General features: G+C 56.5%; 10 protein-coding genes. All 10 read right to left on the bottom strand.

The genetic code is table 11. The annotated features are described in order from the left end of the window. Nucleotides 1-177 precede the first annotated feature (177 nt). Entirely contained in the window at nucleotides 178-1,638 is a 1,461-nt protein-coding gene (locus JYE50_RS01395) for a DUF7088 domain-containing protein (RefSeq protein ID WP_084096592.1), read from the bottom strand. Nucleotides 1,639-1,872: 234 nt separating this feature from the next. Continuing rightward, nucleotides 1,873-2,583 carry an ABC transporter permease subunit gene (locus JYE50_RS01390; RefSeq protein WP_084096593.1) on the bottom strand — a complete coding sequence of 237 codons (711 nt, stop codon included), beginning with the start codon at nucleotides 2,581-2,583 and terminating at the stop codon, nucleotides 1,873-1,875. A 257-nt stretch (nucleotides 2,584-2,840) separates the two neighbouring features. Then, nucleotides 2,841-3,767 carry an ABC transporter ATP-binding protein gene (locus tag JYE50_RS01385; RefSeq protein ID WP_084096594.1) on the bottom strand — a complete coding sequence of 309 codons (927 nt, stop codon included), beginning with the start codon at nucleotides 3,765-3,767 and terminating at the stop codon, nucleotides 2,841-2,843. After that, nucleotides 3,764-4,204 (bottom strand): GtrA family protein, encoded by a 441-nt coding sequence (locus JYE50_RS01380; protein WP_084096595.1) that lies wholly within the window; start codon nucleotides 4,202-4,204, stop codon nucleotides 3,764-3,766. Before JYE50_RS01380 ends, JYE50_RS01385 begins: the two co-directional genes overlap by 4 nt. Before the next feature lie 6 nt (nucleotides 4,205-4,210). Next, nucleotides 4,211-7,765 (bottom strand): DNA polymerase III subunit alpha, encoded by a 3,555-nt coding sequence (locus JYE50_RS01375; RefSeq protein WP_084096596.1) that lies wholly within the window; start codon nucleotides 7,763-7,765, stop codon nucleotides 4,211-4,213. Nucleotides 7,766-7,888: 123 nt separating this feature from the next. Next, complete coding sequence (locus JYE50_RS01370; protein ID WP_084096597.1) at nucleotides 7,889-8,353, bottom strand: hypothetical protein; 465 nt, start codon at nucleotides 8,351-8,353, stop codon at nucleotides 7,889-7,891. Nucleotides 8,354-8,508: 155 nt separating this feature from the next. Next, a complete protein-coding gene (locus tag JYE50_RS01365; protein WP_084096598.1) occupies nucleotides 8,509-10,218 on the bottom strand; it encodes a putative ABC transporter permease subunit in 1,710 nt (569 codons plus the stop codon). After that, complete coding sequence (locus tag JYE50_RS01360) at nucleotides 10,215-10,958, bottom strand: ABC transporter ATP-binding protein (RefSeq protein WP_084096599.1); 744 nt, start codon at nucleotides 10,956-10,958, stop codon at nucleotides 10,215-10,217. Before JYE50_RS01360 ends, JYE50_RS01365 begins: the two co-directional genes overlap by 4 nt. A 173-nt stretch (nucleotides 10,959-11,131) precedes the next feature. Continuing rightward, nucleotides 11,132-12,946: a nicotinate phosphoribosyltransferase gene (gene pncB / locus JYE50_RS01355; RefSeq protein ID WP_084096600.1), complete on the bottom strand. Its 1,815-nt coding sequence runs from the start codon at nucleotides 12,944-12,946 to the stop codon at nucleotides 11,132-11,134. A gap of 5 nt (nucleotides 12,947-12,951) precedes the next feature. Continuing rightward, nucleotides 12,952-13,731, bottom strand: coding sequence for an NAD(+) synthase (gene nadE / locus JYE50_RS01345; protein WP_084096601.1), 780 nt, complete (start codon nucleotides 13,729-13,731; stop codon nucleotides 12,952-12,954). Nucleotides 13,732-13,752 lie beyond the last annotated feature (21 nt).

Genomic DNA, 13,752 nt, shown 5'->3' with positions numbered 1-13,752 from the left:
GTCTCCTTCGCTGTCGGTTGCTGTCAAAACCGACAGCAACTGTTCACTGTTCACTCTTCACTTTGTCATCTCGACCGAAGCGGAGAGATCTGATTCAATTCCTGAAAACAGCACTCCGTGCTGTTTTATCCGCAATTGTTCATTGTTCATTGTTAATTGTTCATTGGAGAAACGCGTTCACGCGTTTCTCCTCGGCCTCATCACCAGCAGCGCCGCCAGCAGCACCAGCAGGGGCATGGCGACCAGCAGGATGGAGCCAAGGGACGAACTCGCTGCTTTCAGTCCGGGGCGGATAATATCCTTCGGGGAAACCTGCACACCGGATTCCTCCACCTGCAGCAGAGAATCCATCACCTGCACGACAAACTGCATGCTGTTGGTATATTCATACAGTTCCCTGCTGGTCAGGGCCGCGCTGTCCCCGATGATAAACGCCCGGGAAACATAGCCGTCAGTTGTCACCCGGCGGGCCTGTAAGGCCAGGGAGAAGGGCCCGGTGGGGTCCTCCGGCTCCTTCATGCTGCTTGTGGCATTGGCATCCTTCAGGTAAGCAGTTTCACCGCTGCGCAGTACTTCATCCACACTGAGGTTGCGGTCTCCTTCCTCCGGTGTAGCGAAAGCCCTCGATCCGTTCAGCAGCAGGTAATCCGATTCCGTGGCAATCAGGCTGATCGTCAGGTCTGTTGAACACATCTCGGGATGCAGCGCATAAACATACCGGTAATAGGAATCCGCGTCCGCTGTATCCGCGACCACCATGCCGTCCAGCGGAATAAATCCGTAGTTGCGCAGCAGCGTGGTATAGTTGGGCATACTGCTCAGCGGATCATCGTAATCGCTCACAAACAGGAAGCTTCCGCCCTTCTGGGCAAAATCCGTCATCTTCTCCAGTTCTGTTTCAGTCAGGTCCATCTGCGGGCAGAAGAAGATCAGCAGGTCGGCCGGATCCGGTGTGTATGCGCTTTCCTTCAGGGTCTGGTATTTTACCTTGTACTGGTTGGCTTCCAGCAGGTTCTCAAAGTACTGGAGCTCATCACTTCCATACTCTTTATGTCCCTGCAGGATAACCGCTTCCGGTACCCTGTCCCTGATCACATAAGCGATGGCGGAAGTGATGCCGCGTTCGTAGGTCAGTCCGCTCTGGACGATCTCACCGGTTTCCATGTCGAAGCTCTGGCTCAAAAAGTCCTCGCCTCCGACCACGCGGAACCGTCCCGTCTTTTCACACCAGACGATCAGGGTATTCTCACCGGGGATCACGTTTTCTGTAGTAAAGCGCTGCAAAAGGGTGGGATTCAGTGCCGGGTCCACCAGCTTCCAGCTGATCTTGTCGCTGGCTGCGGCATACTTGTCCAGCAGCTCCTGGATCTCAACCAGGCCTTCCTCCCGCTCATTTGACTTGCGGAACAGCGCGTAGATCTCAACCGGCTCTGTTACTTTGTCCAGCACAGCTTTGGTTTCAGCGCTCTGGGACAGGATGCCGTTGAAAGAGAAATCAAGACGCCAGCCCTGGTTTTTCTCCAGCGTGTAAGCACCCACGTTCAGCGCGAGCAGCGCGATCAGCACCATCGCCAGCATCAATGCCGAGATGGAGCTGTATTTCCACTTCCCGTTCCCGTGCTTTTCTTTCTTACCCATCTATTCCTGCTCCTTAGCCCGCTAAGGGCAACTGTTATCTCTTCACTCTTCACTGGAATCTCTTCACTGCCCGTGCACGGGCAACTCTTCACTTTGTCATCCCGAGCGTAGTCGAGGGATCTCCCCCGCCGCAGCGGATTCAATTCCGGAAAACAGCACTCCGTGCTGTTTTTTCCACCATTATTCATTCTGCATTCTGCATTCTTCATTGCGCTGAAGATTGCCCAGCAATCTTCAGCGCCTGTACCTTCTCCGGTCCAGCCTGAATACCGTCAGCGCCAGGAACGCCGCGATAAACGACAGGTCAAACAGGATTGTTGCGAAGCTCAGCTGTCCCAGCTTGATGAAGTTCTCATTCCGCCAGTACAGGGAAATAAACTTCAGGATGCCCGAGAGCCAGTCCACGGTGATCGTGCTGTAGAGCAGGTCCACGATCCACAGCAGCAGGTTAACCCCGTAGGCCAACACCGCCGCGATCACCGGTGTGGCCGCGCAGCCGGAAAGGAACATATCCATGGCGACCAGTGCGCATCCCTGCAGGATAAAGCCCAGGTAGTTCACCGCCAGTTCCGCCGGATAAACCTGCCCGTAAAGCGCAACCACCAGGGCATAGAACAGCGTCATTCCGGCAGTGATCAGCAGCACGGTTACCGCGGCCAGGTATTTTCCGATAACAATGCCCGGCAGGGATACCGGGCTGGTCAGCAGCAGCTGGTCCGTCTTCTTCTGCCTTTCCTCCGCCAGCAGCCTCATGGTCAGGATCGGGCACAGCAGCATCCACAGATAGCTCATATCGCTGATAAAAACCGGCAGGTCGCCGCTACGCGTCCTCAGGATGTCCACATAAAACATAACGGAGGAAACCGCCAGGAACACGCCGATAAAAACGTAGCCCACAGGCGTATAAAAGTACCCCTGCATCTCCCGCTTCCGTATCGTGTTCATATTGTTTGCCTCCTGCCCGCCCGCACGTACGCGGGCAACTTTTCACTGGAATCTTTTCACTCTCAACTCTTCACTCTTCACTTTGTCATCTCGACCAAGGCCGCAGGCCGCGTGGAGAGATCTGATTCAATTTCTGAAAACAGCACTCTGTGCTGTTTTTTCCACCATTATTCATCCTTCAGTTTTAAATCTTCAGTTTTCAGTAAGTGCCTGCTTGCAGGCACTATAATTCTGAATTCTGAATTCTGAATTATTCCTCATGTATTTCGCAGGAATATTTCCTCCAGGCTGTCCCTCTCTTCTCCCATCATCCGGATCGGGGCATTGATCCCGGCCAGCAGCTGGAATATCTGGTCCGTAGCCCTGCCCTGTTCATCCGCGGCCAGGCAGGTCAGCACCAACTCCGCTGTTCCTTCTTCCGGGCTGTTCACGCTTTCCGCCTGCTGAACGCACTGCAGACCCTTCAGGGCATTGAGCAGTGCCTCTTTCCGACCCACAGCGCGTACACGGAGCCGCACGGTATCCTTCGGCTTTTCCGTCAGGTCAATGCTCTGCACCATCCGGCCTTCATTAAGGATGATCACCCGGGAGCAAAGCTGCTGCACCTCGCTGAGGATATGGCTGGAAAACAGCACCGTATGCGCTTCTCCCAGCTTCCGGATCAGTTCCCGCATCTCAACAGTCTGCCGGGGATCCAGGCCCACTGTAGGCTCGTCCAGGATCAGGATCTCCGGTGAGCCGCACAGTGCCTGGGCAATACCCACCCGCTGGCGGTATCCCTTACTCAGGTGGCCGATTACCCGGTGCCTGACCTCCTTCAGTGCGCACAGCTCAATGATCTCATCCACATGCGCGCGGCTTGCCTTCCGGACAACCTCCCGCAGTTCACAGACAAAGGACAGGAAGTCCTCCACCGTCATCTCGTCATACAGCGGCGGCTTCTCCGGCAGGTAGCCGATCATCCGCTTGCAGGCCCGCGGATCCGCGAGCATATCCTTGTCCCCGATGCGAACCGTTCCTTCCGTCGGCGGGAAATAGCCGGTTATCAGGTTCAGTGCCGTGGTTTTCCCCGCACCGTTCCGGCCCAGCAGGCCCACGATCTGCCCTTTGGGAACATGAAGCGAAACATCCCGGAGTCCCGGAATGCTGCCATACATTTTTGTCACATGTTCCAGTCTGATCATTGCTTCACCTTACGGTACAAAACCGCCCGTTTCGAGAAATAATTCCAGATCATCACGATCAGCGTGGCCAGGCACTTGTTCAGCACATACATGTTGACCTGCCTGCTTCCCAGGGTCAGGATCACAGCATCCTCGCCCAGGATCAGGCGGAAGACCAGCATCAGCAGCTCATTCAGTCCCAGACCGATCACGCTGGTGATCAGGAAACCTGCCTTGGCGCCGGCTCCGTGGTTTTTCGCCCCGCGGAACACCCATACCACACACAGCAGGTAGTTCAGGATTACGGAAACCAGGAACGCGATCGGCGTCGCGATCAGCGTATCCACACCGAACTTCCCTTTCAGCAGGATCAGTACCGCCAGTTCAACCAGAAAACAGATCCCGCCCGTCAGGGCAAAGCGGATCACCTCCGCTGTCCGGTTCGTTTTCTGTTCCATGTTCTATCATCCTTTCTGCTTCAGGACCACGTTCTCCGCGCCCAGCGCGTCCCGCAGTCTCTGAAGGCAGTTTTCGTCCGCGCTGCACCAGTTTTCACGCGGACACAGCAGGGTGATCTTCTCCTCCGGAATATGCATATAAACCGGCACATTCCCGGCACACAGCGCCAGCACGGCGCCCGCCCGGTCCATATCCTTCCGTGCCAGCCTCAGGAAGACCTTCCGGTCCGCCTCCTGGGCCAGCTGCGCGTCGGTTTTCTGCGCCTCGTTCTTTTTCCGGAAATCGTCCAGCCGCAGCATGGAGGGCTGTGCCGTCCACTCTTCCAGCCGGGTAATGCGCTCCGCCAGCAGTTTGGGAGCTTCATCCTCCCGCACGCTGATCTTGCCGCTGATCACCACAGCTTCATCCGCGTTCAGCAGCAGCCTGTATTTTTCAAACACCCGCGGGAACACCAAGCACTCGATCTGCCCGGTCATATCCTCCAGGGTCACAAAGGCCATGTAGTCGCCTTTCTTGGTGGCTTTCTCCTTGACCTCCGTCAGGATACCGCCCAGGTCCACAAAGACCCCGTCCATGTCTGCCGTTTCGGCTTCCTCTTCCGGTTCGGTGATCTCCGCCGCTGTATAGGTGAGCTTCTTCAGCTTCTCCCTATAATCATCCAACGGATGACCGGTCATATATACTCCCGCAGCATCCTTTTCCATCTTCAGCTTGACCTTGGCCGGGCAGTCCGGAAGGGGCGGGAGCCGCAGTTCGGCGTCAAACATGGGCTGTTCTTCCCCGCCGCCGAACATATCAAACAGGCTGACCTGGCCGGAAACGTTCTTCTTTTTCATGGCCTGGTTCGCGTCCATGGCTGCCTCATACACCGCCAGCATCTGCGGCCGGTTGGCACCCATGCCGTCGAAGGCGCCTGCCTTGACCAGGCTTTCTGTCACCCGCTTGTTGCATTCCGTAGTATCGATCCGGCGGCAGAAATCAAAGATATCCCTGAAAGGTCCGGCAGCTTCCCGTTCCCGGATGATCGCGTTCACTGCGTTTTCCCCGACGCTCTTGATGGCACCCAGGCCAAAGAGGATCGCGGCTTTGCCCCGTTCATCCGTATCAACGGTGAACTTCCAGCGGCTCCGATTCACATTGGGCGGCAGCACGGAGATATCCCGGCCCCGGCAGTACTGAATATACCCGGCGATCTTGCCGGTATTGCCGTATACGCTGTTCAGCATGGCCGCCATGAACTGCACCGGGTAATACCGCTTCAGCCAGGCTGTCTGCATAGCCACCACACCGTAAGCCGCGGCATGAGACTTGTTGAAGGCGTAGCTGGCGAAAGCGATCATTTCGTCATAGATCTCATTGGCCACGTTTTCCGGCACCCCGTTGCGCACGCAGCCGGGTACCGTGACGTTGCCGTCCTTATCCGTCAGGCCGTGAACGAAGATCTGCCGTTCCTCCTCCATGACCTTATGCTTTTTCTTCGCCATGGCGCGGCGCACCAGGTCGCTCCGGCCGTAGCTGTAGCCCGCCAGGTCCCGCACGATCTGCATAACCTGCTCCTGGTACACCATACAGCCGTAGGTCACGTCCAGGATGGGCCGCAGTTTTTCTGTTTTGTATTTCACGCTGGCAGGGTTCGCCTTGCCGGCAATATAGCGCGGAATGGATTCCATGGGGCCCGGACGGTACAGGGAAATGGCCGCGATGATGTCCTCAAAGCAGCTGGGCTTCATGTTTGTCAGGAAGCCGGTCATGCCCGCGCCTTCCATCTGGAACACGCCGTCCGTATCTCCCCGGCTGATCATCTCATACACTTCCGGGTCATCCAGCGGGATCTCTTCCGGTTTCATATCCTTCCCGGTTTCCCGCATCATATCCAGCGTATCCCGGATCACCGTCAGCGTACGCAGGCCCAGGAAGTCCATCTTCAGCAGGCCCAGGCGCTCAATGGTGCCCATCGGATACTGGGTGGTGATGACCTCATCATTCCGCTGCAGGGGCACAAACTCCACCACCGGCTTACCGGTGATCAGCACACCTGCTGCGTGGGTGGAAGCATGCCGCGGCATTCCTTCCAGGGTCAGCGCCGTATCGATCAGTTCCTTCACCTTGGGCTGGTTATCATACATTTCCCGCAGCACCGGGCTGATCTTCAGCGCCTTGTTCAGTGTCATCCCGAGATCAAACGGAATGGCTTTGGCCACCGCGTCTGTTTCCTGGTAGCTCATACCCAGCACCCGGCCGACATCGCGCACAACGCCCTTTGCCGCCATGGTACCGAAGGTGATGATCTGGCTCACGTGGTCCGATCCGTATTTCCGGGCCACATAGTCAATGACCTCCTGCCGCCGTTCGTAGCAGAAGTCCACGTCAATATCGGGCATGCTGACCCGTTCCGGGTTCAGGAAGCGTTCAAACAGCAGCTGGTACTTCAGCGGATCCAGCATGGTGATTCCCAGCGTATAGGCCACAATGGAGCCTGCGCCGCTGCCGCGGCCCGGGCCCACCATGATCCCGTGGGATTTGGCATAGTGAATGAAGTCCCAGACGATCAGGAAGTAATCCACATAGCCCATGTGTTCAATGGTGGAAAGCTCATATTCCAGTCGCGTATAGGGTTCGTCCCCCTCTTTCGCGTCCGGATAGAGCCGCTTCATGCCTTCCCCGCAAAGGCGGCGCAGCATGCTCTTCGCCGTTTCGCCTTCCGGCACCGGATAGTGCGGCAGGCGTGTTACGCCAAACTCAAATTCCACATTGCACCGGTCCGCGATCTCTCGGGTCCGGTCAACGGCATCCGGCACCTGGCGGAACAATGCCCGCATTTCCTCTTCACTTTTAACGTAGAGCTCTTCCGTTTCCATCCGCATGCGCTGTTCATCCGCCAGTGTTTTGCCGGTCTGGATGCACATCAGCACTTCCTGCGCATGGGCGTCTTTCTTTTCCAGGTAGTGGCAGTCATTGGTCGCGACCAGCGGAACGTCCATTTCCCGGGCCAGAGCGATCAGCCGCGGCAGCACGGTTTTCTCCTCCCGCAGGTTGTGATCCATGATCTCAATATAGAAATTATCTTTGCCGAAGATCTCCTGCATTTCCCGCACATAGGCATGGGCGCTTTCATCCTGCCCGTTCAGCAGCAGCTTCGGCAGGTCGCCGCTCAGGCACGCGCTCAGGCAGATCAGGCCCTCATGATGTTCCCGGATCAGGTTGTAGTCGATTCTCGGCTTATAGTAATATCCTGTCAGGAAACCTTCGCTGATCAGGTACATCAGGTTCTGGTAGCCGGTATTGTTCTCGCACAGCAGGATCAGGTGGCTGTTTTCCCGCCCGGCCAGGGACTTGTCCGTCCGGTCGCGGCAGACATACGCTTCACAGCCGATGATCGGTTTGATCCCGGCATCCTTCATCGTGGTATAGAAATCGATCGCGCCGTACAGAACGCCGTGATCAGTGATCGCGCAGGAGTCCATACCCAGTTCTTTCAGCCGTTCCACAAGGGAGCTGATCCGGCAGGCACCGTCCAGCAGGCTGTACTCCGTGTGCAGGTGAAGATGCGTAAAGCTCATAGTCCCTCCGGCGGTTTTTGCCGCCTTTTCTGTGCAAATATGAACACTTTATTATACCACAAACAAACCCGCAAAGACAAAACCGGATCCAAAGGATCCGGTTCACAATTGATTGTTCAATAATCATTTTTTCCTGATGGAGGAAATGATCTTTTCCGTTTCTTCCGCCGCTTCCTGTGTTGCGTACCAGAAGTTGATCTCGATGATCCACTCCCCGTCCTCAAAAACATAACCGATTCCGGAAGCGCCGTCCGCGTCATCCGTCATCCGGAAGATCAGCATCTGAACCCCGTTCACGTCCCGCAGTTCGGCTTCTTCCCCGCTTGCGGCAAGATTTTCTGCGGTCTCCCGCAGCGTTTCCGCCATTCCCTGCCGGAAAGCGTCCGCTTTCAGGTAGGAAACATAGTCCATCTCCAGCGTTTCGGAGGTATAGGCAGCCATGCCGTAGTCTTCCGGTTCCGGCATACTGTATTTCATCCCGTCCGGCAGTTCAAGCACGTACCCGCTGTTCGGCAGGGATACAGTCTGCGCCGCCGCGGTTCCGCACAGCAGGATCATACAGATGAACAAAGACACAATCTTCTTCATACGCCTGTTCCTCTTTCAGTTTCTTTTCTTCGATTATACTTTTCCCGCATTCGCTCTGTCAATGAGCGGAAGCAGTAAACAATTGTTCATTGTTCATTCTTCATTGTTCATTATAAAAATGGTGCAGCCCATACGGGCTGCGCCGGTTTTTTGTTTTATTTCTCGCAGTAGTACTTTTCCGCGGTCTTATACAGGTAACTGCGCGTTACGATGCACAGGACCAGCAGGATCCCGCCGAGGATGCCGAAGACCGGCCACATTTCCAGGCCGCGGGAGATCAGGAAGTAAGCCAGGATACCCAGCGTAACCAGGATCACCCAGGAAATGGCCATGGAGATCATGACACCGAAGTTCTGCTTCACAGCTTCCTGCTCGGTCACCCAGTCCAGGCGGGGTTTTTTGATATCCCGGCTCAGGGCAAGGCAGGCATTCGCGTAAAGGAACAGCAGGCACAGAACCAGGGCCAGGACAGCCTGAAGTTCAAATCCGGGGAACAGTACGATCAGCGCGACAGTCGCGGCAGCCAGGCCGATCACGCTCAGACCGTAACCCACAATAAACTTGGCGCGGATAAAGGTACTGGTCGGCACAGGCAGCGCAGTCAGGAAACCGTGCCCCTTGCCTTCCCGGGTAACCGCCGTGCACAGGGCGGGGCTCAGGCCTCCCATGTAGGCCATTACACCGGCCATAATACACATAATCTGGACCGGGAACATTGTTGCGAACAGACTGCCGATGCTTTTTCCGGCAGTCGCGGCCGCGTCTACCGTGGCCGCATCCACCGGAGCCTGGTTGGCAGTGATCTTCCCTACCACCACGTTCATCATGACGATCATGATCACGGGCATAAAGCTTATAGGCAGGATATTGGTCGCGTAGGACGGCACCCGCAGGATCGTCTTGATCTCACGCAGGATGCAGGCCTTCAGCTGGCCGCCGGACTTAAAGGATTCCCGGCCGGTAAACTTCTTCTTCGGGGATGCGGGTGTTTCAGACTGCAGCATGGACAGTTTCCGGTAGCCGTAGCCAAGCAGCCACACCAGCAGCACCGGAGCAGCCAGGGAAACCAGGATCCAGACCAGGAACATGGTATCGTTCTGTCCCAGCATGCCTTCCGCCGCCCAGGCAGTCGGCGGGAACAGCTTCGTCATGGAAGTGATCCGTTCGGTGTTGTTCATCAGCAGGTTCTGTATCATGCTTCCGCCGTCGGCAGCGTCACTGCTGATGGTGCTCAGATTCATCATCAGATACATGTATCCGATCAGGAACACGATACCGCCGACAGTCAGCAGCATTTCCTTATGCTTCCACAGGGCGGAAAGGCGGATCAGCAGGGTGGACAGAATGGCGATCAGGCAGATGGGCAGGATTGCGATCAGCAGCCATACCACAACCATCCGGACGTAGAAGATCGCCGCCGCGCCGGTCTTGATTCCATACAGGATGCAGGCCGGCAGGATGATCAGCGCGTTGATCCCGGTTTCGGAAATCCACACCTGGGTCAGCTTGGCACTCAGAAGCGTCCTGGGTTTAATGGGCAGCGAGGCCAGATAGGCCGCGTCCCGTCCCAGGAACAGGGAACTGAGTACAAAGAAGAAGGAAAGGATGATTGTACCCACCGTGGCAAACACAACCGCCAGGGTGATCAGCATATCCGCCATACCGAATTTCAGCAGGGTATCGATCATCTGTGTTTCGATATAAAAGAGCATGCCTCCGAGATACAGGACCAGGAAAAGGATGGCTATAAACATTCCAATGGTGCGGCCTTTCTTTTCCTTCAGCGCCGTCTTCAGGTTACGCGGTTTCAGGTCCGCGTACTTCGACAGCAGCTGCAGCCGCAGCAATGCCATGAATTGCTTCATTCGTTTTCGCCTCCGTCATCCTTTTCCGTCAGCTGCAGGAACAGGTCTTCCAGGCTGGCGCCCTTTTCGCCGGAGCGTAGTTCTTCCAGGGTGCCCTGGGCCCGCAGGGTGCCGTGATCGATCACGCCGATGCGGGTGCACAGTTTTTCAGCAACTTCCAGCACGTGGGTAGAGAAGAAGACGGTATTGCCCTCGTTGCAGTGACGGATCATTTCTTCCTTCAGCAGGTGGGCAGCACGGGGATCAAGGCCTCCCAGGGGCTCGTCCAGGATCCAGATCGGCGGATTGTGGATCAGCGCGCCGATAACGACCAGCTTCTGCTTCATACCCTTGGAATAGGTACGCACCTGGCTGTTGATGGCGTCTTCCAGTTCGAAGATGTGCAGGTATTTTTCAATGTGTGCCTTCCGGCGGGAGGCACTCACCTGATAGACATCCGCCATGAAGTTCAGGTACTCCATGCCGCTCAGCCGGTCATACAGGTCATTGCCGTCCGGCACAAAGCCGATCAGCTTTTGGGCTTCCAGCCGGTCCGTATCCATGCGGTGGCCCGCCATGGTGATGGAGCCTTCATCGGGCTTCAGCACGCCGGTCAGCATCTTGATCGTGGTGGTCTTACCGGCGCCGTTGGGCCCGATGAAACCGAAGAGCTCTCCGCCCTCCACGTTCAGCGTCAGGCCGTCCACGGCCTTTTTCTTGTTTTTGGAGTATGTTTTGGTTACATTCTGAATCTCAATCATGGGTCCTCCTCCGACGGTATTTCCGCCCTTGCTTGTTTTTGACACTTCGCATGATAGCATACTTCCTTTGGACAAAAAATGCAATCCTGCGAAATTTATGCGTACTTATTTTGCCTCTCCCGATGAAAAAAGGGAAACGCCGTTTATGGCAGCATTTCCCGGTTGATTTTCCTTTATTCCGCTTCTTTCTCCCGGTTCAGGCGGAAAGCGACAGAGCGTTCCAGGTATTCCATATACTCATCATCCCGGCACATGGTTTTCCCGGCGGAGTCGGACAGTTTTGCGACAGCTCGGCCGTTCACCGTCTGCAGCTTGATAACGATATTCAGCGCTTCCTCGCTGGTGTCGTTGGAGCAGAACGTACCAATGCCGAAGGACACCTTTGCCCGGTCCTTAAAGTAGTCATACAGTGCCTGGGCCCGATCAAAATCCAGGCTGTCGCTGAACAGCAGCAGCTTGGTTTTGGGATCCGCGCCGTACTTCTTATAGTGCGCGATCATCTTTTCGCCCCACTCATAGGGATCGCCGCTGTCATGCCGCACGCCGGTGAAGTTGTTCACCATCGCCCGGTTGAAGTCCAGCAGGAACAGATCCGTGGTCACGGTATCCGTCAGGGCGGTTCCGTTATCGCCGCGATACTCATTGTACCAGTCTTCCAGCGCGTAATGGTTTGTATAGGCCAGCGGGATGGAGTCGATGCCCTGGTACATCTGCACAAACTCGTGGGCATAGGTTCCGATGGGCTTCAGGCCGTATTTCTTGGCCAGCATCACGTTGGAGGTACCCACGCAGTTGGTGGTTTCCGTAGCCAGCCGCCTGACCACCTCGTCCTCCCATTCCCGGGAAAGCCTGCGGCGGCAGCCGAATTCAGCAAAGCTGAAGGTGTATTTGCCTTTCTGGAACGCCTTGATCTTTTCATTCAGCCGCTCCTCCGCGGACTTCCGCAACTCGGCATAGTCATATTTCAGGCGGAAATAGACCTCATTGACGATCTCCAGCAGGTAGATCTCAAACTGCATGGCGGAGAACAGCGGTCCCCGCACCACGATCTTCAGGGTGCCGTCCTTGGTCAGCCTGGTTTGCACATAGTCGCGGATCGGACGCCAGAGGCGCAGGAATTCCACATAGTCGCTCTTCAGGAACCGGATGGAACGCAGGTAATCCAGCTCGTCCTTCGTGAAGGTCAGCGAGCACAGGTGGTCGATCTGCGCGTTGATCTCCTCAAACATCTCCGGCGTAAACACAACGCCCTCATTCCGGCAGCGGAAGTAGTATTCTCCGCTCAGGTCCGTGTGCTTATGGAAGATAACCTGGTCCATGTTGAACTTGTACAGGTCCGTATCCAGCAGGGACGTAATGATGGGATCCAGTTTCATCGCGTGCTCTTTCTTTTCGGTGCCGAGCAGCTCAAGAATCTCTCCCGGAACCAGTCCCTCCGGGTTTTCGCCCCGGGTGATCAGTTCCCGGACCTGGGTGGAGGAGATGTTCTTTGTCTCTTCCGGCGTCTTCAGGACGGTGATATAGGGCATCAGTTCCGTCAGGAAGGAGCTGTTCCGGATGATCTCCCCGCAGTCATCCCCGGCCCGTTCCATGCAGACAATGCCGAATTCCTCAGCGATCTCCCGCACGTATTTCCAGCGGGTTTCCAGTTCCGCCAGCTTGTCGGAACCCATCAGAAGTGCCGCTTCGTATCCTTCTTCCTTCAGGCGGCACAGGGTCTCATAGGACCTGGGCTGGTGATCCAGGGTCAGCTCGTAATCCGTCACCGCCATCCACGGCCGCTTTTCCCGGGCAGCCCGGAGCATCGCCAGGCGGGCACGGTCGGAATAGGCATAATCTTTTCCCTGCTCTTCCCGGATATAGGCCGACCGGGAAGGAACAAACACAACGCTCTCCCGTCCGGTCTGCTCCATCGCGTAACGCGCCAGTTCCAGGTGCGCGGTTGTGGGAGGATTGAACGCTCCGAAAAATGCCAGTGCCTTCTTCATATGACTCACTCCTTTTCAAAGGGATCCAGCGTCAGCGGCATCCGCCGTTTATGCATGTTGGCCGCTTCCCTTCTGCGGATCTTTTCATCGGTCTCCGGATTGCCGCAGGTTCCTTCCCGCAGGTACAGGTGGATATCCGCGTACCGCAGGCCCATGTTCTCTTCATCGCTCTTGCCGCTCAGCCCGTCTGAGGGAGTCTTTTCCACCAGTTCCCGGGGCAGTTCAGCGATGGTCTTACCCACTTCCACCACTTCAACGCTGGTCAGCTTCCCCAGGACAGCAAAGTCGCAGGAGGTATCCCCGTCCTTGGTGCAGTAGCCCGTGGTGGCTTCGCTCAGGTTGCCTGTGCCGGCCAGCCGGGCGTTCAGTGCCTGGGCAATATAGCGCAGAACCGTCATCCGCAGGCGCGGGCCCACGTTGATATCCGCCTGGCGGCTGTATTCAACGGAGAACTCCCCGGCTTCCGCCGTTATCCCGTTCTGGTCGGTCACGGCCTTCAGGGCCTGGTGGATCGCACCGATGTTCACCGTCCGCTGGTTGATTCCCAGGGATTCACATACCTTGCGGCTGTCACTGATATCCTTCTGTTCCCCGTCCGGCAGCATCACGCCGTAGACGTTTTCCTTCCCCAGCGCCCGCGCGCACAGCGCCGCGGTCACGGTGGAATCCTTGCCGCCGGAAATGCCGATCACCACGCGGCTGAATCCCTGCCGCTCCGCTGTTTTCCGGATCAGTTCCACCAGCCGGTCCCGGGTTGCTTCCGCGTTAAACTGATAAGTGCTCATCTTCTATATCCTCCTGTCGCA

It is taken from the genome of Aristaeella lactis (genome assembly GCF_018118585.1).
GTDB lineage: Bacteria > Bacillota > Clostridia > Christensenellales > Aristaeellaceae > Aristaeella > Aristaeella lactis.
The sequence above is the reverse complement of the archived record's forward strand: the minus strand, read 5'-3'. Positions and strand labels throughout refer to the sequence as shown.

Coding starts and splice junctions, on each gene's coding strand:
- JYE50_RS01395 (WP_084096592.1), bottom strand. CDS start 1,638: ATGGGTAAGAAAGAAAAGCACGGGAACGGGAAGTGGAAATACAGCTCC.
- nadE (WP_084096601.1), bottom strand. CDS start 13,731: ATGAGCACTTATCAGTTTAACGCGGAAGCAACCCGGGACCGGCTGGTG.
- JYE50_RS01360 (WP_084096599.1), bottom strand. CDS start 10,958: ATGATTGAGATTCAGAATGTAACCAAAACATACTCCAAAAACAAGAAA.
- JYE50_RS01385 (WP_084096594.1), bottom strand. CDS start 3,767: ATGATCAGACTGGAACATGTGACAAAAATGTATGGCAGCATTCCGGGA.
- pncB (WP_084096600.1), bottom strand. CDS start 12,946: ATGAAGAAGGCACTGGCATTTTTCGGAGCGTTCAATCCTCCCACAACC.
- JYE50_RS01370 (WP_084096597.1), bottom strand. CDS start 8,353: ATGAAGAAGATTGTGTCTTTGTTCATCTGTATGATCCTGCTGTGCGGA.
- JYE50_RS01365 (WP_084096598.1), bottom strand. CDS start 10,218: ATGAAGCAATTCATGGCATTGCTGCGGCTGCAGCTGCTGTCGAAGTAC.
- JYE50_RS01390 (WP_084096593.1), bottom strand. CDS start 2,583: ATGAACACGATACGGAAGCGGGAGATGCAGGGGTACTTTTATACGCCT.
- JYE50_RS01375 (WP_084096596.1), bottom strand. CDS start 7,765: ATGAGCTTTACGCATCTTCACCTGCACACGGAGTACAGCCTGCTGGAC.
- JYE50_RS01380 (WP_084096595.1), bottom strand. CDS start 4,204: ATGGAACAGAAAACGAACCGGACAGCGGAGGTGATCCGCTTTGCCCTG.